General features: G+C 59.3%; 19 protein-coding genes and 1 pseudogene. 12 read left to right on the top strand and 8 right to left on the bottom strand.

Annotation, left to right across the window (positions count from 1 at the left end; all coding sequences use genetic code 11):
- Positions 1–159 precede the first annotated feature (159 nt).
- Positions 160–1,041 (top strand): LysR substrate-binding domain-containing protein, encoded by an 882-nt coding sequence (locus FHW68_RS18750; RefSeq protein ID WP_183682197.1) that lies wholly within the window; start codon positions 160–162, stop codon positions 1,039–1,041.
- Positions 1,042–1,175: 134 nt separating this feature from the next.
- On the opposite strand, the gene FHW68_RS18745 is transcribed toward FHW68_RS18750, so the two are convergent.
- Complete coding sequence (locus tag FHW68_RS18745; protein ID WP_183682194.1) at positions 1,176–1,790, bottom strand: NAD(P)-dependent oxidoreductase; 615 nt, start codon at positions 1,788–1,790, stop codon at positions 1,176–1,178.
- A 155-nt stretch (positions 1,791–1,945) separates the two neighbouring features.
- On the bottom strand, positions 1,946–2,827 hold the full coding sequence (locus FHW68_RS18740; RefSeq protein WP_183682191.1) for an MBL fold metallo-hydrolase: 882 nt from the start codon (positions 2,825–2,827) through the stop codon (positions 1,946–1,948).
- Positions 2,828–2,942: 115 nt separating this feature from the next.
- On the opposite strand from FHW68_RS18740, the gene FHW68_RS18735 reads away from it, so the two are divergent.
- Positions 2,943–3,848 (top strand): LysR family transcriptional regulator, encoded by a 906-nt coding sequence (locus tag FHW68_RS18735; protein WP_221217200.1) that lies wholly within the window; start codon positions 2,943–2,945, stop codon positions 3,846–3,848.
- 164 nt (positions 3,849–4,012) lie between these two features.
- Positions 4,013–4,234, top strand: coding sequence for a hypothetical protein (locus FHW68_RS18730; RefSeq protein ID WP_095632231.1), 222 nt, complete (start codon positions 4,013–4,015; stop codon positions 4,232–4,234).
- A gap of 145 nt (positions 4,235–4,379) precedes the next feature.
- Here FHW68_RS18730 and FHW68_RS18725 read toward each other — a convergent pair whose 3' ends face one another.
- On the bottom strand, positions 4,380–5,285 hold the full coding sequence (locus FHW68_RS18725; protein WP_095632232.1) for a helix-turn-helix domain-containing protein: 906 nt from the start codon (positions 5,283–5,285) through the stop codon (positions 4,380–4,382).
- Between the two features lie 179 nt (positions 5,286–5,464).
- Here FHW68_RS18725 and pobA point away from each other — a divergent pair, with 179 nt between their 5' ends.
- On the top strand, positions 5,465–6,658 hold the full coding sequence (gene pobA / locus FHW68_RS18720) for a 4-hydroxybenzoate 3-monooxygenase (protein ID WP_183682188.1): 1,194 nt from the start codon (positions 5,465–5,467) through the stop codon (positions 6,656–6,658).
- 77 nt (positions 6,659–6,735) lie between these two features.
- Positions 6,736–8,253 (top strand): MDR family MFS transporter, encoded by a 1,518-nt coding sequence (locus FHW68_RS18715; protein ID WP_183682185.1) that lies wholly within the window; start codon positions 6,736–6,738, stop codon positions 8,251–8,253.
- Positions 8,254–8,373: 120 nt separating this feature from the next.
- Here the strand turns inward: FHW68_RS18715 and FHW68_RS18710 are convergent, their stop codons facing one another.
- The 3 genes from FHW68_RS18710 to FHW68_RS18700 form a co-directional block, all read right to left on the bottom strand.
- Entirely contained in the window at positions 8,374–9,240 is an 867-nt protein-coding gene (locus FHW68_RS18710) for an ATPase (protein ID WP_183682182.1), read from the bottom strand.
- Between the two features lie 106 nt (positions 9,241–9,346).
- A complete protein-coding gene (locus FHW68_RS18705) occupies positions 9,347–10,339 on the bottom strand; it encodes an NAD(P)-dependent oxidoreductase (RefSeq protein WP_183682179.1) in 993 nt (330 codons plus the stop codon).
- 103 nt (positions 10,340–10,442) lie between these two features.
- Positions 10,443–11,342 carry a LysR family transcriptional regulator ArgP gene (locus tag FHW68_RS18700; RefSeq protein ID WP_095632237.1) on the bottom strand — a complete coding sequence of 300 codons (900 nt, stop codon included), beginning with the start codon at positions 11,340–11,342 and terminating at the stop codon, positions 10,443–10,445.
- A gap of 96 nt (positions 11,343–11,438) precedes the next feature.
- Here FHW68_RS18700 and FHW68_RS18695 point away from each other — a divergent pair, with 96 nt between their 5' ends.
- From FHW68_RS18695 to FHW68_RS18685, 3 genes are all read left to right on the top strand, one after another.
- Entirely contained in the window at positions 11,439–11,840 is a 402-nt protein-coding gene (locus FHW68_RS18695) for an ACT domain-containing protein (protein ID WP_183682176.1), read from the top strand.
- 5 nt (positions 11,841–11,845) lie between these two features.
- The gene (locus tag FHW68_RS18690; protein WP_183682173.1) at positions 11,846–12,448 is read left to right on the top strand and encodes a LysE/ArgO family amino acid transporter; all 603 of its coding nucleotides are present in this window, start codon (positions 11,846–11,848) and stop codon (positions 12,446–12,448) included.
- 176 nt (positions 12,449–12,624) lie between these two features.
- Positions 12,625–13,221: a superoxide dismutase gene (locus FHW68_RS18685; RefSeq protein WP_007898423.1), complete on the top strand. Its 597-nt coding sequence runs from the start codon at positions 12,625–12,627 to the stop codon at positions 13,219–13,221.
- Positions 13,222–13,334: 113 nt separating this feature from the next.
- On the opposite strand, the pseudogene FHW68_RS27560 reads toward FHW68_RS18685, so the two are convergent.
- Together FHW68_RS27560 and FHW68_RS18680 are read right to left on the bottom strand one after the other, a co-directional pair.
- Positions 13,335–13,430, bottom strand: a pseudogene (locus tag FHW68_RS27560) (DUF6124 family protein); the annotation flags it as partial.
- A gap of 504 nt (positions 13,431–13,934) precedes the next feature.
- Entirely contained in the window at positions 13,935–14,225 is a 291-nt protein-coding gene (locus FHW68_RS18680; protein ID WP_183682631.1) for a hypothetical protein, read from the bottom strand.
- A 40-nt stretch (positions 14,226–14,265) separates the two neighbouring features.
- On the opposite strand from FHW68_RS18680, the gene FHW68_RS18675 reads away from it, so the two are divergent.
- From FHW68_RS18675 to FHW68_RS18660, 4 genes are all read left to right on the top strand, one after another.
- Positions 14,266–16,314 (top strand): bifunctional diguanylate cyclase/phosphodiesterase, encoded by a 2,049-nt coding sequence (locus FHW68_RS18675; protein WP_095632239.1) that lies wholly within the window; start codon positions 14,266–14,268, stop codon positions 16,312–16,314.
- Between the two features lie 249 nt (positions 16,315–16,563).
- Entirely contained in the window at positions 16,564–17,907 is a 1,344-nt protein-coding gene (locus FHW68_RS18670) for an imelysin family protein (protein ID WP_095632240.1), read from the top strand.
- A gap of 237 nt (positions 17,908–18,144) precedes the next feature.
- Entirely contained in the window at positions 18,145–19,314 is a 1,170-nt protein-coding gene (locus FHW68_RS18665; protein WP_183682170.1) for an IS4 family transposase, read from the top strand.
- A 155-nt stretch (positions 19,315–19,469) separates the two neighbouring features.
- Positions 19,470–20,897 carry a di-heme oxidoredictase family protein gene (locus tag FHW68_RS18660; RefSeq protein ID WP_095632241.1) on the top strand — a complete coding sequence of 476 codons (1,428 nt, stop codon included), beginning with the start codon at positions 19,470–19,472 and terminating at the stop codon, positions 20,895–20,897.
- Positions 20,898–20,916: the final 19 nt, after the last annotated feature.

Raw genomic sequence — 20,916 nt, 5'->3', positions numbered from 1 at the left:
GTCTTTGCCCTTCTTGTTCGTTTGAGACGCCGGACCTGCGCAGTGTTTATGATGGATCGGCAGGTCCAGGGATGGCCTCATTGGAACGGGCGACACGTAGCCGCAACAATGGATAAAAAGTCATACTAGCCATGTCCTCACGTCATACCTTGGATCCCAATGAAACGACTGCCTCCCCTGTCGGCGCTGCACACTTTTCTGATCACCGCGCAGTGCTGCAACTTCACCCGGGCCGCCGAACAGCTGCACATCACCCAAGGCGCGGTGAGCCGGCAGATCGCCGGGCTGGAAGATCATCTGGGTTATGAGCTGTTTATTCGCCTGGCGCGGGGCTTGAGCCTGACCGCCGAAGGACGGGAATGGCTGCCACGGGTGCAGCAGATTTTCGGCCTGATCGACGAGGCCGTGGAGCAGATCGGCGAGAAGCGCGAAACCCTGCAACTCAAGGCGCCGACCTGCGTGATGCGCTGGCTGTTGCCACGCCTGTTGCAGTGGCAAAAGGAGCGACCGGATGTACCGGTGGAATTGACCACCACGGTCAAACACGGTGTGGACTTTCATCGCGAGCAGTTCGATGCAGCGGTGATGTATGGCCCGCCGCCGGACAATTCACTGGCCTCCCGGCATCTGTTCGATGAGCAACTGACGCCCGTGTGTTCCCGACCGCTGCTTGAAGGGCCGTTGGCTTTGCAGACACCGACCGATCTGCAACAGCACTTGTTGCTGCACCCCACCCGTGATGAACGGGACTGGCATGCTTGGCTGAAAGCCGCGGATATTCGCCTGAGCAATGTCGGCAAAGGGCAGCATTTCGAAACCCTGGACCTGGCGATGTCGATGGCGTCCCAAGGGACGGGCGTGGCGATTGGTGATTGGTCGTTGATCGGCGATGACCTGAGTGCCGGACGGCTGGTCATGCCTTTTGATTTGAAGGTGAAAACCGGGTTGGCGTATTACCTGGTGTTCCCCGAGAAACCGGAGCCTTCGCCGAAGTTGCGTGAATTGATGGGGTGGTTGGTGGAGCAGGCTCAATCGCGCTGAACCGAAACTCCTCGACAGATCGTTCCCACGCTCCGCGTGGGAATGCAGCCCGGGACGCTCCGCGTCCCATCAAAAGCCGAACGCGGAGCGTCCGTTGAGGCATTCCCACGCAGAGCGTGGGAACGATCAGACGATCAATACCCGACAGTAAACCGCTGCCGTGAATGTTTCGGCGTTTGCACTTCATCAAGCAGTGCAATGGCGAAGTCAGCAAAGGTAATCCAGCTGCGGCCTTCGGTACTCACCAGCAAGTCATCCTTGCCGACCCGAAATGTACCCGTGCGCTCACCTTCGACAAACTCTGCCGACGGCGACAGGAAGGTCCAGTCCAGGTCTTGTTCCTGACGCAGGGTATTGAGGAACGCGGCACCGGCGCTGGCCTCGGCCTTGTATTCCTCGGGGAAGCCTTCGCTGTCGATCACCCGCGTGCCATCCGGCAGCAACAGCGAGCCGGCACCGCCGACCACCAGCAGACGCTTGACCCCGGCCGTCTTCACCGGCTCGATGATCGCGCTGGCGGGAATGGTGGAGAAATGCGCTGCGCTGATCACCACATCATGCCCGGTCACGGCAGCTTGCAAGGCAGCGGCATCGAGCACATCGACGTTTTTGCTCACGACATCGGCACGCGGGGCGATCTTCGAGGTATCGCGGGCGATGGCCGTGACGCTGTGACCGCGACGCAGGGCTTCTTCCAACAGTTGGCTACCGGCACGACCGGTGGCACCGATGATTGCGATGTTGCTCATGACGTTTCTCCAGTTGGTTTGGGTGAATCTGTTGATCGTTCCCACGCTCTGCGTGGAAATGCCTCAACGGTCGCTCCGCGTTCGGCTTTTGATGGGACGCGGAGCGTCCCGGGCTGCATTCCCACGCAGAGCGTGGGAACGATCATCTCAGCGGATTACCACTTCATCTCGCCCTTCGCGACTTTGGCGCTCAGTTCCAGCGAGCTTTCTTCGCCCAGGGTCGGGTAGCGTTTGTTCATTGCGGCGATCAGTTCGGCAGCGTCTTTCGCCTTGGCGGTTTCTTCGTCGAACGCCTTGATGTAATCGGCGGTGAATTGCACCGCCGCCAGCGAACGCGCGCTCTCGCCGAGGTAGTGACCCGGCACAATGGTGGTCGGCTTGAGCGCTTCAATCGCCTGCAGCGTCGTCAGCCAATCGGCATGGGATTGCGGGGTCTGGGTATCGGCCATCCACACGTGAATGTTTTCGGCGACGACCACGCCACCGACCACAGCCTTGATCGACGGGATCCACACAAAGCTACGATCCGGTTGCTTGCCGTCCAGACCGATCACCTGCAATTTTTGCCCTTCCAGCATCAGGCTGTCGCCCTTGAGCACCTGCGGCACGATGGTTTTGTCCGGCACGTCGGCACCCATTTTCGGGCCCCAGAACGCCAGTTTGCCGTCGACGGTTTTTTTGATGTGATCAACCGTCGGTTGCGAAGCCAGCACTTTGGCCTTCGGAAACGCTTTGGTCACCGTGTCGAGGCCGAAGTAGTAATCCGGATCACCGTGGCTGATGTAGATGGTGGTCAGTTGCTTGCCGCTGGCGCGGATTTTTTCCACCACTTGTTCGGCCTGGGCTTTGCCGAATTGCGCGTCCAGCAGAATCGCTTCCTTCTCGCCGCTGACCAGTACCGAGGTCACCGGGAAGACCGCGTGGGTACCAGGGTTGTAAACGTCCAGCGTCAGGGTGGACGCCGCCGCGGCATGGGCCGCGAAGCCGAGCGTGGCGGTTGCCAGAAGAATGCGTTTGATTGAAGTGAGTCCGATCATCTGTTGCTCCGTTGTCCGAATGCCGTGTTGGCCGATGGGAGCAGAGCTTAGTTGCCTGGTTCGATACAAAAAATGCGATGCTTGAACATAGTTTGTTTCTGAAAGCGGGCAAATCATGGATCGTCTACAAGCAATGCGGGTGTTCGTTACGGTGGTGGACCTGGGCAGCCAATCGGCCGCGGCCGATCATCTGGATCTGTCACGGCCAGTGGTTTCACGCTACCTGGCGGAGTTGGAGGATTGGGTCGGCGCGCGACTGATGCACCGCACCACGCGCAAATTGAGCCTGACCGCTGCCGGCAGCGAGATTCTGCCCCGCTGTCGGCAGATGCTCGAGCTATCCACCGACATGCAAGCCGCCGTCAGCGAACCGGACAACGCTCCGCGAGGCCTGTTGCGGATCAGCGTCAGCACCTCGTTCGGCCAGGCGCAACTGGCCGATGCCATGGCGGCTTACGTCAAACGTTACCCCGGCGTCAGCATCGATCTGCAAATGCTCGACCGCACGGTGAACCTGGTGGATGAACGCATCGACCTGGCCATTCGCACCAGCAACGACCTGGACCCGAACCTGATCGCCCGGCGGCTGACGGTCTGCCGCTCGGTGATCTGCGCCTCTCCCGCTTACCTGCGCGAACATCCGACACCGCAACGGGTCGAGGACCTGAGCCTGCACAATTGCCTGACCCACTCCTACTTCGGCAAGAGCCTCTGGCATTTCGAACAGGACGGCGAGCCCGTCTCGGTGCCGGTACAGGGCAACATCAGCGCCAACGAAGCCAGCACACTGTTGCGCGCGACGATGGCCGGGGCCGGCGTGGTGATGCTGCCCAGTTACCTGGCCGGCGTGCATATCCACAGCGGCGAACTGATCCGCCTGTTGCCCCAGGCCAAGCCCCGGCAACTGAACATCTATGCGGTGTATGCCTCACGCAAGCACATGCCGGCGGCGTTGCGCAGCATGCTGGATTTTCTGGTGCTCAGATTTCCGGAAGAACCGGCGTGGGATGCAGGTCTTTAAACATCAAAAGATCGCAGGCTTCGCCAGCTCCTACAAAAGCTCGGCGTATACCCGGTAGGAGCTGCCGAAGGCTGCGATCTTTTGATCTTCAGGGGCGGCGAGAAGATCAAGATCAAAAGATCGCAGCCTTCGGCAGCTCCTACACAACTCACCGGCACTGACCTATGCTCAAAGCAGTACCGAAAGGTATTCGTTCAGAGGTCAACGCCATGAACATCAAAACAAGAAGATACCTCGCCATTTTCATCACGTGCGCGACAACGCTGGCGCTGTATGGCACGGCCGCCTGGCGGGTCGAGCAGTTGCGACAACAGCCCCGTGAATACGCGAGCTGCAACTTCGAGCGCTGCATTCCTCACAACGCAAGCCTCAACGCCCTCCGGTAACGAACCCTGTGGCGAGGGGGCTTGCCCCCGTTGGGTCGCGAAGCGACCCCAGCATTTCAATGCGAACACCGCATTCACCGAATTACGACTGCTGCGCAGCCGAACGGGGTGATGCGGCATTCCGACAAGCCCCCGCCACAGGGGTTCAGGTCTCGTTACCGGCAGGGTCCTGATCGGCCTTCAAACGGTCGCGAAAGGCCTTGGGCGAAATCCCCACGCGACGCCTGAACAGGCGTGTGAAGTTGGTCGGATCGGAAAACCCCAGCACATCGGACATTTCATAAATGGTCATGCTGGTGTAGGTCAGCAAGCGCTTGGCCTCCAGCAATTGACGCTCGTGCATGATCTGCAACGCCGGTTGCCCCGCCAGTTCACGGCACGTGCCGTTGAGGTGGGACACGGAAATCCCCAGCCGATGGGCCAGGTCCTCGACCTTGACGTGCTGGCGATAGGTTTCTTCCACCAGTTGAATAAAGCCGTTGAGGTATTCCCGCGCCCGCTGCGGACGCTGGGTGGCGGTTTGGCGCTGAATTACCTGGCGGCTGATCCACACCATGATCACGCTGACCAGCGAATGCATGAGCATTTCCCGCGCCGGTTGATGGCCGGTGTACTCGCTTTGCAACGCTGAAAACAGGCTGTTGAGGTACTCGCTGTCCTTGCCCGCCGGATAGCTTTCGGCCTGTGCCAGGGCGTTTACCGAATTGCCCAGTTGTGCTTGCAGGTGGGCGATCAGCGGCGCAGCCAGCGTGACGACAAAACCTTCGATGTCCTCGGAAAACCGATAACCATGCACCGATAACGGTGGCAACACCAGGATTGCCGGCTCGCTCAATTGCGAGCGTTTACCTTCGATTTCAAGCTCTGCCTGACCTTTGAAAACGAAGAGTAACTGACACAAATCGGCGTGGCGGTGGGGTTTGATTTCCCATTGATGTTCGCGGCTGCGTTTGGAAATGGTTTCACAATGCAATAAGTCGGGGGTCGGCCAGTCCAGGCTTTCACCGTAGAGTTTGAACACCGGAATCGATGGCAGGTCAGGCTTGTTCATCACTTCAATCCAGGCCTCGAGGGTAACGGGGCGATAATCGCACCGATTGGCAGAATGTACAGGTATCGGCTCAGTTTTCCCCTTCAATTGACAGACTCGCAAGTGAAAAATGCAAGTACTCGATCCATAAAAATCATTCACCGGCCTTGGCCGTGTGGAGCTTGCGAGTCATAAAAACAATGAAAACACTGAAAACCCAAGTCGCCATCATCGGCGCCGGCCCCTCTGGTTTGCTACTCGGCCAATTGCTGCATAACGCCGGTATCGACACCCTGATCCTCGAACGCCAGACGCCGGATTATGTGCTCGGGCGCATCCGCGCCGGTGTCCTCGAACAAGGCATGGTAGAGCTGTTGCGTCAGGCCGGAGTGGGTCAGCGCATGGACGCCGAAGGGCTGGTGCATTCAGGCTTCGAACTGGCCCTCGACGGGCGCCGGGTACACATCGATTTGCAGGCGCTGACGGACGGTAAAACCGTAACGATTTATGGCCAGACCGAGGTCACCCGCGACCTGATGGCCGCTCGTCGGGACGCCGGTGCACAGACGATCTATGCCGCCAGCAATGTCGTCCCCCACGGCATGAAAACCGCCGAACCCTTTGTCACCTTCGACAAGGACGGCGAAACCTATCGACTCGATTGTGACTACATTGCCGGTTGCGACGGCTTTCATGGCGTGGCGCGGCAGTCGATTCCTGTGGACTGCCTGAAAGTGTTCGAACGGGTTTATCCGTTCGGCTGGCTGGGGATTCTCGCCGACACGCCACCGGTCCACGAAGAGTTGGTCTACGCGCGGCATGAACGGGGGTTTGCGCTGTGCAGCATGCGTTCGCCGACCCGTACCCGTTACTACCTCCAGGTACCGGCCCAGGACAACGTCGAAGACTGGTCCGATCAGCGCTTCTGGGATGAGCTCAAATCCCGTCTGCCGACCGCCCTTGCCAACACGCTGGTGACCGGTCCGTCGATCGAAAAAAGTATCGCGCCGCTGCGCAGTTTCGTGGTCGAACCGATGCAGTACGGTCGGATGTTCCTGGTCGGCGACGCCGCTCACATCGTTCCGCCCACCGGCGCCAAGGGTTTGAACCTGGCGGCCAGCGACGTCAGTACATTGTTCAATATCCTGTTGAAGGTTTACCGCGAAGGCCGTGTGGATTTGCTGGAAAAGTATTCCGAGGTCTGTTTGCGTCGGGTGTGGAAAGCCGAGCGGTTTTCCTGGTGGATGACCTCGATGTTGCATCGCTTCGACGAGCATGACGCGTTCAGTCAGCGCATCAGCGAATCGGAGCTGGCCTATTTCGTGGACTCCGAGGCTGGCCGAAAAACCATTGCAGAAAATTACGTCGGTCTTCCTTATGAGGCTATCGAATAGCCTGCTATCGACTTACACTGGCGAGCATCCCGCTCGCCTTGCCTGCTGCGGGCTCATCACTGCCCGCAGGTTTACCCGTGACCAATCTCAACCAGCCTGAAACGCCAAAACCGGCCATTCGCAGCGTGCTGATCGCCCTGATGCTGGCGATTTTTCTGGGCGCGCTGGACCAGACCATCGTCGCGGTATCGATGCCGGCCATCTCCGCGCAGTTCAAAGATGTCAGCCTGCTGGCCTGGGTGATTTCCGGGTACATGGTGGCGATGACCGTGGCAGTGCCAATCTACGGCAAACTTGGCGATCTGTATGGGCGTCGCAAGTTGATGCTGTTCGGCATGGGCGTGTTCACCCTGACATCGTTATTTTGCGGCATGGCCCAGAGCATGGAGCAATTGGTGCTGGCGCGGATTCTTCAGGGCATTGGCGCCGGGGGAATGATTTCGGTGAGCCAGGCGATCATCGGCGACATCGTTCCACCCCGCGAACGCGGTCGCTATCAGGGTTACTTCAGCAGCATGTACGCGGTGGCCAGCGTGGCCGGCCCGGTGCTCGGTGGCTACATGACCGAATATCTGTCCTGGCGCTGGGTGTTCCTGATCAACCTTCCATTGGGCCTGGGTGCCTTGTTGGTGGCTCACCGAACGCTGGTGGGTTTGCCAGTGCCGCAGCGCAGGCCGATCATCGATTACTTCGGCACTTTGCTGATGATCATCGGCCTGACGGCGTTATTGCTAGGCATTACTCAGGTTGGCCAAGGCTATTCGTGGCGCAGCACTGAAGTGTCGGGGTTACTCGGTTGTGCGGTGGTGGTGCTGGCCGTTTTCGCCTGGCATGAACGGCGGGCGCGGGAACCGCTGCTGCCGATGCACTTGTTCGCCAACCGCAGTGCGATTCTTTGCTGGTGCACGATTTTCTTCACCAGTTTCCAGGCGATTTCCTTGATCGTGCTGATGCCGCTGCGCTTCCAGAGCGTCACCGGCGCCGGGGCCGACAGCGCTGCGCTGCACCTGTTGCCGCTGGCCATGGGTTTGCCGATAGGCGCGTATTTTGCCGGACGCCAGACCTCGGTGAGCGGTCGTTACAAGCCGATGATCCTGACTGGCGCGTTGTTGATGCCGTTCTCGATTCTCGGCATGGCATTCAGTGCGCCTCAGGCGTTTGTGCTGAGCAGCCTGTTCATGTTGCTCAGCGGCATCGCCAGCGGGATGCAGTTCCCGACGTCGTTGGTGGGCACGCAAAACTCGGTGCAACAACGGGACATTGGCGTCGCCACCAGCACCACCAATCTGTTCCGTTCCCTGGGTGGTGCCGTGGGGGTGGCGCTGATGTCGGCGCTGCTGCTGACGCTGTTGCAGGATTCAAGTTTCGCGCACCTGGCCGGCTCGTCGCTGATTGCCGAGGGCCATTCGGGGAATGTCTTGCTCGACGGTTTGAACGCCGCGCCGGGGGATGCGCAGGACGCCTTGCGCGCAGAGCTGCTGCTGACCTTCCGGCATTTGCTGATGGTCAGCGCGGCGGTATCGCTGCTGGGGTTGGCGGCGGCGATTGCCATGCCCAATAGAGTGTTGCGGGGGCGGGAGGACACGGTTCGCTAACCCCTCCGACCGATCGTTCCCACGCTCTGGTCCTATTGGAACGCGGAGCGTCCCTTGAGGCATTCCCACGCAGAGCGTGGGAACGATCAACGCCACAGGCCCCATCACCGCATCAGTCAATCAAGGCCGGTTGCGCAGCTGCTGTTGCAGATTCTGAATCTGCGCCTGCAGGGTGTTGATGTTGCGGGTGACCTGGCCGCGGAAGGCGTCGAACTCGGCGGTGTTGGTGCCACCTTGTGCGGCGGCCGGGCGGTTGTCCTGCTGGCTTTTGAGCACAATCATGTCTTGCTCCAGGCGCTCGATCGCGGCACTTGGATTGCCTTGCCTCTTCAGCGCGGTAATGTCGGCCCCCAGGCTTTTGAGCTGGGCATCGATTTGGCTGGTATCGGCCGACGCGTTCTTCAACGCGGCCAGTTCGCCGCTCAAGGCTTTGACCTGCGCCTGCAACTGGGCATTGGCGGTCTGTTGTTCGGTGGCCTGCGCGGTCATTTGCGCCAGACGCTTGTCCAGTTCGGAAGTCTGGCCGAGTACACCTTGCTGCTGTTTGCCCTGATCCTGAAGCTTGCTTTCCAGCTGCTTGGTCTGGTCCTGGAGCTTGCCTTCGAGCTGTCTGATTTGCAGCTTCAACGCTTCGCTGCCGGTGTTGACGTTGGACTGACTGGCCACGACCTTGCCGGAAATGTCCTGCAAGCGCCCCGCCGCTTCCTCACTGATACGCGCGAAACTTTCCTGGGTCGCCACCAGCTGCTGTTCCATCAGCGAAATCTGCTGAAAACTCCACCAGGCAAGGCCGGCGAAGGCAAAGAACAACGCGCCGACCAATGCCCATAGAGGCCCGGTGCTCGAGCCTTTGACCTTGACCACCGGTGTGGTGCGCGAATGCACGGAAGTGCGAGCGGTGGTTGGAAAATCATCATCATCGAGGCTCTGGGCGCGCAGGCTCGGGACATCGTCGAAGTCGTCGTTGGCATCGTTACGCATGGGCATTAGGGTCAACCTTTGTGAAACGCGGTGATGGCTTGATGCGGCGAAGTATAACCCTCGCGGCCGCACCGGTTGACCCTGAACCCCGCACTCGGTTCAGTAAGGGGCGTCAGTGAATGTCCTGAGCCTTCCACCAGCCGCAGAATTCATCGAGGGCGGTCCAGAGGCTGACTTTCGGATCGTAGTCCAGATAATGCCGTGCGCGGCTGATGTCCAGGGTGAAGTTTTTGTTCATGACCTGCATGCCCAGCCGCGATAGCGTCGGCTCGGGACGACCGGGCCACAGCTTGCACACGCCCTCGTTGAGCGCGGCAAGGCTGTAGACCAAACCGTAGGAACGGTAGCGGGTCACCTGTGGGACATCCATTTGACGCATCACGTAATTGACCACATCCCACAACGGAACCGGCGCTCCATTGCTGATGTTGTAGGCTTTGCCCAAGGCCGAACCGCTGGCCAGCAAGCTGCTGAGCAATGCTTCATTGAGGTTTTGCACGCTGGTGAAATCGACCTTGTTCAGGCCATTGCCGATAATCGCCAACCGCCCTTTGCGCTGCATCTTCAGCAGTCTGGGGAAAATGCTCATGTCGCCGGCGCCGGTCACGAAACGCGGGCGCAAGGCCAGGGTTTCGAGACCGAATTCCTGTGCGCCGAAGACTTTTTGCTCAGCCAGGTATTTGGTCGCGGCGTAGGGGTGTTTGAAACGCTTGGGCACCTGCTCTTCGGTCAACCCCAGATGATCGCGGCCATCAAAGTAGATCGACGGCGACGACAGGTGCACCAGGCGCCGAACCCGCTGTTTCAGACAGGCCTCGACCACATTCTCGGTGACTTCGACGTTGCCTTGATGAAAGTCCTGATAGCGCCCCCACAAACCCACCGCGCCGGCGCAATGGACCACGGCTTCGACATCCGAACACAGGTCGCGCGCCAGTTGCGGGTCACTCAAGTCGCCCTGAATGAACTCGGCGCCACGGCGCACCAGATGCTCGACGCTCTCGGCCCGGCGACCGTTGACCCGCACGTCCAGGCCCTGCTCCAGGGCGAAACGCGCAAAGCGTCCGCCAATGAAGCCGCTTGCGCCGGTGACCAGAATCTTCATGAAGTATTCCTTCGATACAGCTGCAAAGCCTCAAGCTTCAAGCTTCAAGCTGCAAATTAAAAATGATGCGCAGGCTCTTCACTTGCAGCTTGCAGCTAGACGCTTAAAACTGCCCGAAGGGCACGAGACATTGCTTCGACGAGCGCACCAATTGATCGGTAAGTAGCCCCAACAGCTGACCCCCATTGCGCCAATGATGCCAGTACAGCGGCACATCGATCGGCTTATCTGGCAAAAGCTCCACCAATTGACCGCGCTCCAGCTGCTCGCGCACCTGCAGCTCAGGCACCAGGCCCCAGCCCAGCCCTGCTTCCGTGAGGCGAAGAAAGCCTTCGGACGATGGGCATAAATGGTGTTCGAAACCGCCGTCCACGCCGAGGGAAGCGAGGTAGCGATGCTGCAGAAAATCATCCGGGCCAAACACCAGGGCCGGGGTTTTGGCCAACTGGTCGGCGCGCACGCCTTCGGGAAAATGCCGGGCAATGAAGGCCGGGCTGGCTATCGCACGGTAGCGCATCGCCCCTAACAGCACGCTGCGCGCACCGGCCACCGGCCGCTCACTGGCGCAAAGACATCCCGCCACTTCACCTGCGCGCATGCGTTTGAGGCCCACGGTCTGGTCTTCGACCACCAGGTCGAGCAGCAAATGTTGTTCGGCACAAAAGTCCCCTACCGCCTCGGCCCACCAAGTGGCAAGGCTGTCGGCATTCAGAGCGATGCGCAGGCGTTCCGGCAGCCCTTCTTCATCCAGCGCCGGGACCAATGTTTGCAGATCGCGCTCAAGCAATCGCACCTGCTGCACATGGTTGAGCAATCGCCGGCCAATCTCCGTCGGCGCCGGAGGTGTGACCCGCACCAGCACCGGTTGGCCGACCCGGGCTTCCAGCAATTTGATCCGCTGGGAAATGGCCGATTGGGACAACCCCAACACCTGCGCGGCGCGTTCGAATCCGGCCTGCTCGATGACGGCGGCGAGCGCAGAAAGCAACTTGTAGTCGAACATCAGTTTTCCTAATGAGCGATCAGGACTATTGGTTTTTCTTATACAACGTTCAACCGGAGAATGACCAGCAAGAACTCTTGAACAAGGATCACCGACATGGCTGGCGAAACGTCATTGGCAACCCTGCTGCGCAGCATGAGCCCGCAACTCAACGACGGCGAGTATGTGTTCTGCACAGTGCGCAACGGCACGTTGCCCGCAGGCCTGGAGATTGTCGGCAGTTTTCGTGAACAGGAAGGCCTGACGGTGATTCTGCAACGCTCCCACGCCGAGAAGGCCGGTTTCAGCTTCGATTATGTCGCCGCCTGGATCACCTTGAACGTGCACTCGGCCCTCGAAGCCGTTGGCCTGACCGCCGCGTTCGCCACGGCATTGGGCCAGGCCGGCATCAGTTGCAACGTAATCGCCGGGTACTACCACGACCATTTGTTCGTCGGCCAGGCCGATGCCGAACGTGCCCTGCAAGTACTGCGGGATCTGGCGTCCAACGCGGAGTAAAACCTATGTGGCAAAGCTATATGAACGGCCTGTTGGTGGCCGCCGGGCTGATCATGGCGATCGGCACCCAGAATGCATTCGTGTTAGCGCAAAGCCTTCGGCGTGAACATCACCTGCCGGTGGCGGCGCTCTGCGTCACCTGCGATGCGCTGCTGGTGGCCGCCGGAGTGTTCGGCCTGGCGACGGTGCTGGCGCAAAACCCGACCCTGCTGGCCATCGCCCGTTGGGGTGGCGCGGCGTTTCTATTGTGGTACGGCAGCCTGGCATTGCGCAGGGCCTGCTCGAAACAAAGCCTGCAACAGGGCGAAAACCAGACCGTGCGCTCGCTGCGGGCGGTGCTGCTCAGTGCGTTGGCGGTGACGTTGCTCAACCCGCACGTTTATCTGGACACCGTGTTGCTGATCGGCTCCCTGGGCGCTCAACAAACCGAGCCCGGTGCTTATGTGGTGGGCGCGGCCAGTGCGTCATTATTGTGGTTTTTCACGTTGGCCCTTGGCGCGGCATGGCTGGCGCCGTGGCTGGCACGGCCGAGTACCTGGCGAATTCTCGACCTGTTGGTCGCCGTGATGATGTTCACCGTAGCGTTCCAGCTGATCAGCGCCGGATGATTTATTCCAAAAGGCTCTGGAACCTCTATTCCACACAGTTGTTGCGTGGTTATGCCGCACCCCCGGTGCTATGATCCGATCCCTGCGCCGCAAAGAGTACAAACTCCCCGGCGCATGTCTGGCCGCCCGTGATCGGCCTTGCGCCCACCGCAACTGACCTGATTAGGAGAATCATCATGGCTTTCGAATTACCGCCGCTGCCTTACGCACACGATGCCCTGCAGCCGCACATTTCAGAGGAAACTCTGCAATATCACCACGACAAGCACCACAACACCTACGTCGTGAACCTGAACAACCTGGTGCCAGGCACCGAGTTCGAAGGCAAGACCCTGGAAGAAATCGTCAAGACTTCCTCGGGCGGTATCTTCAACAACGCCGCTCAGGTCTGGAACCACACTTTCTACTGGAACTGCCTGGCGCCAAACGCCGGCGGTCAACCCACCGGCGCGCTGGCTGATGCCATCAACGCAGCGTTCGGTTCGTTCGACAAGTTCAAGGAAGAGTTCAGCAAAACCTCTATCGGCACCTTCGGTTCCGGTTGGGGCTGGCTGGTGAAAAAGGCTGACGGTTCCCTGGCCCTGGCCAGCACCATCGGCGCCGGCAACCCGCTGACCAGCGGCGACACCCCGCTGCTGACTTGCGACGTCTGGGAACACGCTTACTACATCGACTACCGCAACCTTCGTCCGAAGTACGTCGAAGCGTTCTGGAACCTGGTCAACTGGAAGTTCGTGGCTGAGCAGTTCGAAGGCAAAACCTTCACCGCTTAAGCTTCGCGCCCGTCAAGAAACCCGGCTTTTGCCGGGTTTTTTTGTGGGCTCGGGAAAGTGTGTCGAGCTGCCCTGTAGGAGCGAGGCTTGCCCGCGAAGAACGATAACGCAGTCTATGCCGGATCGACGTTATCCAGCGCCAGGTTCACCGCCAGCTCCGCCAGCATGATGACCTGCTGAATCGCCATCGCCGCATGGCGCTGCGGGCCAGCTGGCGGCGATTATGCGTGTACAGACACTGGATGACCATAAGTTGCCGGGCTCTCACACCCGATCGCTGAGTTTTCAGCGACAGCCCAAGGCTAGAGGGCTCGCTTCCAACGAACAACCTGAAAAATGCGTGGAAAAGTTCTAGGTTTTGACACATCCATTAAACATTCAAAAGCGGAACGCGGAGCGTCCCTGGCGGCATTCCCACGCAGAGCGTAGGAACGATCGGTCGAGTGCAGCAGAAAGAGATTAGTCGTCTGTCAGGACGCTATCGCGAGTAGGCTCAGTAGAGGTGTGTCGTACTCGTAATCTGTGAACGACAATAACCCCTGTGGGAGCGGGCTTGCCCGCGATAGTGGTATGTCAGGCACGAGGATGTTGGATGTGCCGCCGTCTTCGCGGGCAAGCCTCGCTCCTACAGGGGAAGCGGTCATACACAAAAATTGGTGTACGACACAAACCCTGTAGGAGCGAGGCTTGCCCGCGAAGAACGATAACGCAGTCTATGCCGGATCGACGTTATCCAGCGCCAGGTTCACCGCCAGCTCCGCCAGCATGATGACCTGCTGAATCACAACCACGAGTGGCATTCGCCCTCTTGCCACCTCATCACAGCCGTCTAACATCAACACAAGGAAAAATTGTCTCGTTCCCCTCAAGTTGAGGGCCTCAACAACCGACACAGTGCTAATAGGGCAAATACTCCAAACAACAGCCTGTCCGCCAAGCTTTCGGCAAAATCCCTTGGGGTGGATTGTCCCTTTGACTGACATCACGGGATTGCCAATACTCATCGCAACCTGACGCTACCCGCACGGAACAAGGAATAACCCTTTGAAGCTGGAACTCAAGAACAGCTTGTCGGTGAAGTTGCTTCGGGTCGTGCTCCTGTCGGCATTGATCGTGGGCGTAGTCTTGAGCTGTGCGCAAATCGTTTTCGATGCCTATAAAACACGTCAAGCCGTAGCCAGCGATGCCCAGCGCATCCTCGATATGTTCCGTGACCCTTCGACCCAGGCCGTCTACAGCCTGGACCGGGAAATGGGCATGCAGGTGATCGAAGGCCTGTTTCAGGATGACGCCGTGCGCATGGCCTCCATCGGCCACCCTCACGAAGCCATGCTCGCGCAAAAAACCCGTGAGCTGCAGCACTCCAACAGCCGCTGGCTGACCGATCTGATCCTGGGCAAGGAACGCACCTTCACCACCCAACTGGTGGGTCGCGGGCCCTACAGCGAGTATTACGGTGACCTGAGCATTACCCTCGACACCGCCACCTACGGCAAGGGCTTCATTGTCAGCTCGGTGATCATCTTCATCTCTGGCGTATTGCGAGCCATGGCCATGGCCCTGGTGCTGTACCTGGTCTATCACTGGCTACTGACCAAACCGCTGTCACGGATTATCGAACACCTGACCGAAATCAACCCGGACCGGCCCAGCGCGCACAAGATTCCCCAGCTCAAGGGGCATGAAAAGAACGAGTTGGGTGTGTGGATCAACACCGCCAATCAGTTGCTCCAATCCATCGAACGCAACACCCACCTGCGCTACGAAGCGGAAAACAGCCTGTTGCGCATGGCCCAGTACGACTTCCTCACCGGTTTGCCGAACCGCCAGCAATTGCAGCAACAGCTGGACAAGATCCTCGTCGACGCCGGTAAATTACAGCGCCGGGTCGCGGTACTGTGTGTCGGGCTCGATGATTTCAAAGGCATCAACGAACAGTTCAGCTATCAGACTGGCGACCAGTTGCTATTGGCCCTGGCCGATCGTCTGCGGGCCCATAGCGGCCGCCTCGGCGCTCTCGCCCGCTTGGGTGGCGACCAGTTCGCCCTGGTCCAGGCCGACATCGAACAACCCTATGAAGCGGCCGAACTGGCCCAAAGCGTTCTTGATGATCTGGAAGCGGCATTCGCCCTCGATCATCAGGAAATCCGCCTGCGCGCCACCATCGGCATCACCTTGTTCCCCGAGGACGGCGATAGCACCGAGAAGTTGCTGCAAAAAGCCGAGCAGACCATGACCCTGGCCAAGACCCGTTCGCGCAACCGCTATCAGTTCTATATCGCCAGCGTCGACACCGAAATGCGGCGACGTCGCGAGCTGGAAAAAGACCTGCGCGATGCCTTGATCCGCGATCAGTTCTTCCTGGTCTACCAGCCGCAGATCAGCTACCGCGATCATCGCGTGGTGGGCGTCGAGGCGTTGATTCGCTGGCAACATCCCGAGCACGGGCTGGTGCCGCCAGACCTGTTCATACCTTTGGCCGAGCAGAACGGCACCATCATCGCCATCGGCGAATGGGTGCTGGATCAGGCCTGCAAACAATTGCGCGAATGGCACGATCAGGGTTTCGACCTGCGCATGGCGGTGAACCTGTCCACCGTGCAACTGCACCACGCCGAGTTGCCGCGGGTGGTCAATAATTTGCTACAGATGTATCGCCTGCCACCGCGCAGCCTGGAACTGGAAGTCACCGAAACCGGCCTGATGGAAGACATCAGTACCGCCGCCCAGCATTTGCTGAGCCTGCGTCGCTCCGGCGCGCTGATCGCCATCGACGACTTCGGCACCGGTTATTCATCCCTGAGCTATCTGAAAAGCCTGCCGCTGGACAAGATCAAGATCGACAAGAGTTTCGTTCAGGACCTGCTCGATGATGACGACGATGCGACCATCGTTCGGGCGATCATCCAGCTGGGCAAAAGCCTGGGCATGCAAGTGATTGCCGAGGGTGTCGAAACCGCTGAGCAAGAGGCTTACATCATTTCCGAAGGTTGCCATGAAGGTCAGGGCTATCACTACAGCAAACCGCTGCCGGCCCGGGAATTGGGGGCCTATCTCAAGCAAGCCCAACGCAGTAACGCGGCTATCTTGTAGAAGATCAAAAGATCGCAGCCTCGTTTCACTCGACAGCTCCTACACAGCTCCTGCATGAACTGCGTTCCCCTGTAGGAGCTGTCGAGTGAAACGAGGCTGCGATCTCTTGATCCACGACACAACTCCCGCCTGAATAAGAAATATTTACAAGCACAACCCTTTACACATAATGCGAAAGATTTGCATTATGTCGCAGTTTTGCGCGCCCCCCCCCGCGCGTCCATCAATCACCGAAGCAGGATGTTCGCCATGATTCGTATGCCTCTGGCTACCGCCAGTCTGCTGGCCATCGCTATTTCCCTCGCCGGTTGCGGCGAAGGCAAAGACAAGGCTGCCGCTCCACAAGCGCCGACCCCGGCCGCCAGCACCGCTGCCCCGGCTGCGCCTGCTGCTACCGGTAAAGTCGATGAAGCCGCCGCCAAGGCTGTGGTCGCGCACTACGCCGACATCGTCTTCGCCGTTTACAGCGATGCCGAATCCACCGCGAAAACCCTGCAAACCGCCGTCGACGCGTTCCTGGCCAAGCCGAACGCCGATACGCTGAAAGCCGCCAAGGCTGCCTGGGTCGCGGCCCGCGTGCCTTACCTGCAGAGCGAAGTGTTCCGCTTCGGCAACACCATCATCGACGACTGGGAAGGTCAGGTGAACGCCTGGCCACTGGACGAAGGCCTGATCGACTACGTCGACAAATCCTACGAGCACGCACTGGGTAACCCGGGCGCCACCGCCAACATCATCGCCAACACCAGCGTTCAGGTCGGCGAAGACAAGGTCGACGTAAAAGACATCACCCCGGAAAAACTCGCCAGCCTGAACGAGCTGGGCGGTTCCGAGGCCAACGTCGCCACTGGCTACCACGCCATCGAATTCCTGCTCTGGGGCCAGGATCTGAACGGCACCGGCCCTGGTGCTGGCAACCGTCCTGCTTCCGACTTCCTGGAAGGCAAAGGCGCTACCGGCGGTCACAACGATCGTCGTCGCGCTTACCTGAAATCCGTGACCCAATTGCTGGTCAACGACCTGGAGGAAATGGTCGGTAACTGGAAGCCGAACGTGGCCGACAACTACCGCGCCACGCTGGAAGCGGAACCGGCTGAAACCGGCCTGCGCAAAATGCTGTTCGGCATGGGCAGCCTGTCGCTGGGCGAACTGGCGGGCGAGCGCATGAAAGTTTCCCTGGAAGCCAACTCTCCGGAAGACGAACACGACTGCTTCAGCGACAACACCCACAACTCGCAGTTCTACGACGCCAAAGGCATACGTAACGTGTACCTGGGCGAATACACCCGCGTCGATGGCAGCAAAATGACCGGTGCGAGCCTGTCGTCTCTGGTCGCCAAAGCCGACCCGGCGGCCGACACCGCACTGAAAGCCGACCTGGCTGCGACCGAAGCCAAGATGCAGGTCATCGTCGATCACGCCAACAAGGGTGAGCACTACGACCAACTGATCGCTGCCGGCAACACTGCCGGTAACCAGATCGTTCGCGACGCCATCGCCTCGCTGGTCAAGCAGACCGGTTCGATCGAAGCGGCTGCCGGCAAACTGGGCATCAGCGACCTGAACCCGGACAACGCCGATCACGAGTTCTGATCAACGCTGGCTGAGTACAAAGGCGACCTTCGGGTCGCCGATCGTTCCCACGCTCTGCGTGGGAATGCCTCAACGGACGCTCCGCGTTCGGCTGTTGATGTGACGCAGAGCGTCACGGGCTGCATTCCCACGCAGAGCATCACTAGTGTCCGGTAAAAACTGAAGGGGGAGCTTGCTCCCCCTTGCTGTGCCTGCTTCGTAAGCAATAATCAGGTTTTTCAGACTCGATTTTCGCCTATGTTCAGCAGCACTCGATTTGCACATATGCTCCAGGCCCTTCCTCATCAGCTCTTCAAAGCAGCCGTCAAACGCTGTGGCGCTGATCGTTATGCCAAGCAGTTCACTTCATGGGATCTACTTATCACGCTGATTTACGGTCAGCTTGTCCAAGCTAAAAGCTTGCGCACGTTGGCGACAGCTTCACAGTCGCTGGAACCCCATCGTCACCACCTCAACGCCAAGAACATGGTGCGCTCGACCCTTTGTGACGCGCTGAACAAGCGCAGCTCAGAGCCGTTCCGACTGGCCTGCGAGCACTTGCTTCAAGGCATCGGCCGCAAACAGCGCAAGTCGCTCGAGGCGATGATCACCTTGATCGATTCGACCTCGATTAGCCTGCGTGGACCCGGTTTTGACGAATGGACCACCGCGACGAAAACCCGCATAACCCAAGGCATGAAGGTGCATGTGGCAATCGATCCACGGCAAACAGCCCCGACTTATGTAAACATCACCGCCGCCAACGTCAACGATCTGAGCGATGCCCTGACCATGCCGCTTGAAGCGGGTATGACGTACGTTTTCGACAAGGGTTACTGCGACTACAACTGGTGGCATCAGATTGATCAGCTGGGCTCTTTCTTCGTCACCCGGCTTAAGAAAAACGCCAATCTGAAGCACGTAGAAAATTTGAGGAAAGAGGATGCACCGGAATTCATTGAGGCGGACGAATCGGTGTTGTTCGGTAAGAAATACCTGAACACTCGACGTCCGAATCACTACCAGGATCAGGCTGTACGCCGGATTCAGGTTCGCCGAGACGGCCACGAAACGCCGCTGGTGCTGGTTACCAACGACTTCTCTCGCTCAGCTGAGGAGGTCGCCGATCTGTACAAACAACGTTGGCAGATCGAGTTGTTTTTCAAGTGGATCAAGCAAAACCTCAAGCTCAAACGGTATTTCGGCTTCTCCGAAAATGCCGTCCGTCTGCAGATCTACAGCGCCTTGATTACCTACCTTTTGCTGCACCTTTATCAGCACCGCTCAGGTTGTTCAGGGTCCATTTCAGACTTTTCCATTCGGCTGACCCACAGCTTGTTCGAACGCCCATTAAGCATCGAACACCTTGAATACCGAAGGCAAAAGCGAACAGAGCTGAAGGCTGCCCAAGGCAGCCTTCAGCTTTGAAAAAGTTTTACCGGACACTAGTGACGCAGAGCATGGGAACGATCAGTCAGGTATTGCGCTCCTACAAATTGAAGCAAACGATAATTCCTCTTATTCAATCTCCCCTGCCCTGTTAGACTTTGCGCCCTTGTTTTGCTCGTCTTGCAGGATGTCCGATGCCCTCGCTGCCTCTTCGCTTGTCTGCACTGTTACTGGCCCTGGGCCTGAGTGCCTGCGATGACACCCCGCGTTTCACCCAGGCCGAACCCGGTGAAGCTCGCTCCGGCGGCAGTGCAACGGTACGCAAGACCGATCAGAACGCATTCTCCCTGCCTTCCGCTAATCTGCCGCCGTCACGACGCGTGGATTTCAGCGTTGGCAACAGTTTCTTTCGCAGCCCTTGGGTGATCGCGCCCTCGACCACCACCGCCCGCGATGGCCTTGGCCCGTTGTTCAATACCAACGCCTGCCAGAATTGCCACATCAAGGACGGACGCGGTCACCCGCCAGCACCCGATGCGCCGAACGCAGTGTCGATGCTGGTGCGCCTGTCGATTCCCGATGATCCGGCCTACGCCAAGGTCATCGAACGACTGGGCGTGGTGCCAGAGCCGGTCTACGGTGGCCAGTTCCAGGACATGTCGGTGCCCGGCGTCGTCCCGGAAGGCAAGGTGCGCGTCGATTACACAGCAGTCCCGGTGCGTTTCAAGGACGGCAGCGAAATCGAGTTGCGCAAGCCGACCCTGCAGATCACTCAACTCGGCTACGGCCCGATGCACCCCGATACGCGTTTCTCGGCGCGCATCGCCCCGCCGATGATTGGCCTGGGCTTGCTCGAGGCGATCCCCGACGAGGCCATCCTGGCCAACGCCGAGGCTCAGGCCCGGGAGAAAAACGGCATCGCCGGACGACCGAACCGGGTCTGGGACGACGCGCTGCAGAAAACCGTCCTCGGGCGATTTGGCTGGAAGGCCGGGCAACCGAACCTCAATCAACAGAACGTTCACGCGTTTTCTGGTGATATGGGCCTCACGACCAGCCTGAGCCCCGTTGATGACTGCACCGACGCGCAAATCGCTTGCAAGCAGGCGCCCAACGGCAATGGCCCGGATGGCGAGCCGGAAGTCAGCGATAACATTCTGCGTCTGGTGCTGTTTTACAGCCGTAACCTCGCGGTGCCGGCCCGTCGCGATGTCGGCACGCCACAAGTGCTGGCCGGCAAGAATCTGTTTTTCCAGGCGGGATGTCAGTCCTGCCACACCCCGAAATACACCACCGCCGCCAACGCCGCGGAACCTGAACTGGCCAATCAAGTGATTCGCCCTTACAGCGACCTGCTGCTGCATGACATGGGCGACGGACTGGCCGACAACCGTACTGAGTTCCAGGCCAGCGGCCGCGACTGGCGCACCCCGCCGTTGTGGGGCATCGGCCTGACTCAGACGGTCAACGGCCACACCCGGTTCTTGCATGACGGCCGCGCCCGTAACTTGCTCGAAGCCGTGCTCTGGCATGGCGGCGAGGCACAGGCGGCGCAGCAACAGGTTTTGTCTTTCAATGCCGAGCAGCGCGCGGCGTTGCTGGCCTTTTTGAATTCTCTTTAATACGTTTTCTTCAGCGGGA

The sequence above is a fragment of the Pseudomonas sp. Tn43 genome (assembly GCF_014192635.1).
In the GTDB taxonomy this organism is placed as follows: Bacteria; Pseudomonadota; Gammaproteobacteria; order Pseudomonadales; family Pseudomonadaceae; genus Aquipseudomonas.
Note: the sequence above shows the minus strand (reverse complement) of the source record. Positions and strands in the feature narration are given on the sequence as shown.

Excerpts from the sequence above, each read along its gene's own strand:
- FHW68_RS18690 (WP_183682173.1), top strand. The coding sequence starts at position 11,846 with ATGTGGCAAAGCTATATGAACGGCCTGTTGGTGGCCGCCGGGCTGATC.
- FHW68_RS18725 (WP_095632232.1), bottom strand. The coding sequence starts at position 5,285 with ATGAACAAGCCTGACCTGCCATCGATTCCGGTGTTCAAACTCTACGGT.
- FHW68_RS18700 (WP_095632237.1), bottom strand. The coding sequence starts at position 11,342 with ATGTTCGACTACAAGTTGCTTTCTGCGCTCGCCGCCGTCATCGAGCAG.
- FHW68_RS18750 (WP_183682197.1), top strand. The coding sequence starts at position 160 with ATGAAACGACTGCCTCCCCTGTCGGCGCTGCACACTTTTCTGATCACC.
- FHW68_RS18730 (WP_095632231.1), top strand. The coding sequence starts at position 4,013 with ATGCTCAAAGCAGTACCGAAAGGTATTCGTTCAGAGGTCAACGCCATG.
- FHW68_RS18660 (WP_095632241.1), top strand. The coding sequence starts at position 19,470 with ATGCCCTCGCTGCCTCTTCGCTTGTCTGCACTGTTACTGGCCCTGGGC.
- FHW68_RS18685 (WP_007898423.1), top strand. The coding sequence starts at position 12,625 with ATGGCTTTCGAATTACCGCCGCTGCCTTACGCACACGATGCCCTGCAG.
- FHW68_RS18705 (WP_183682179.1), bottom strand. The coding sequence starts at position 10,339 with ATGAAGATTCTGGTCACCGGCGCAAGCGGCTTCATTGGCGGACGCTTT.
- FHW68_RS18680 (WP_183682631.1), bottom strand. The coding sequence starts at position 14,225 with ATGAGTATTGGCAATCCCGTGATGTCAGTCAAAGGGACAATCCACCCC.
- FHW68_RS18695 (WP_183682176.1), top strand. The coding sequence starts at position 11,439 with ATGGCTGGCGAAACGTCATTGGCAACCCTGCTGCGCAGCATGAGCCCG.
- FHW68_RS18735 (WP_221217200.1), top strand. The coding sequence starts at position 2,943 with ATGGATCGTCTACAAGCAATGCGGGTGTTCGTTACGGTGGTGGACCTG.
- FHW68_RS18665 (WP_183682170.1), top strand. The coding sequence starts at position 18,145 with ATGTTCAGCAGCACTCGATTTGCACATATGCTCCAGGCCCTTCCTCAT.
- FHW68_RS18710 (WP_183682182.1), bottom strand. The coding sequence starts at position 9,240 with ATGCCCATGCGTAACGATGCCAACGACGACTTCGACGATGTCCCGAGC.
- FHW68_RS18745 (WP_183682194.1), bottom strand. The coding sequence starts at position 1,790 with ATGAGCAACATCGCAATCATCGGTGCCACCGGTCGTGCCGGTAGCCAA.
- FHW68_RS18670 (WP_095632240.1), top strand. The coding sequence starts at position 16,564 with ATGATTCGTATGCCTCTGGCTACCGCCAGTCTGCTGGCCATCGCTATT.
- pobA (WP_183682188.1), top strand. The coding sequence starts at position 5,465 with ATGAAAACACTGAAAACCCAAGTCGCCATCATCGGCGCCGGCCCCTCT.
- FHW68_RS18740 (WP_183682191.1), bottom strand. The coding sequence starts at position 2,827 with ATGATCGGACTCACTTCAATCAAACGCATTCTTCTGGCAACCGCCACG.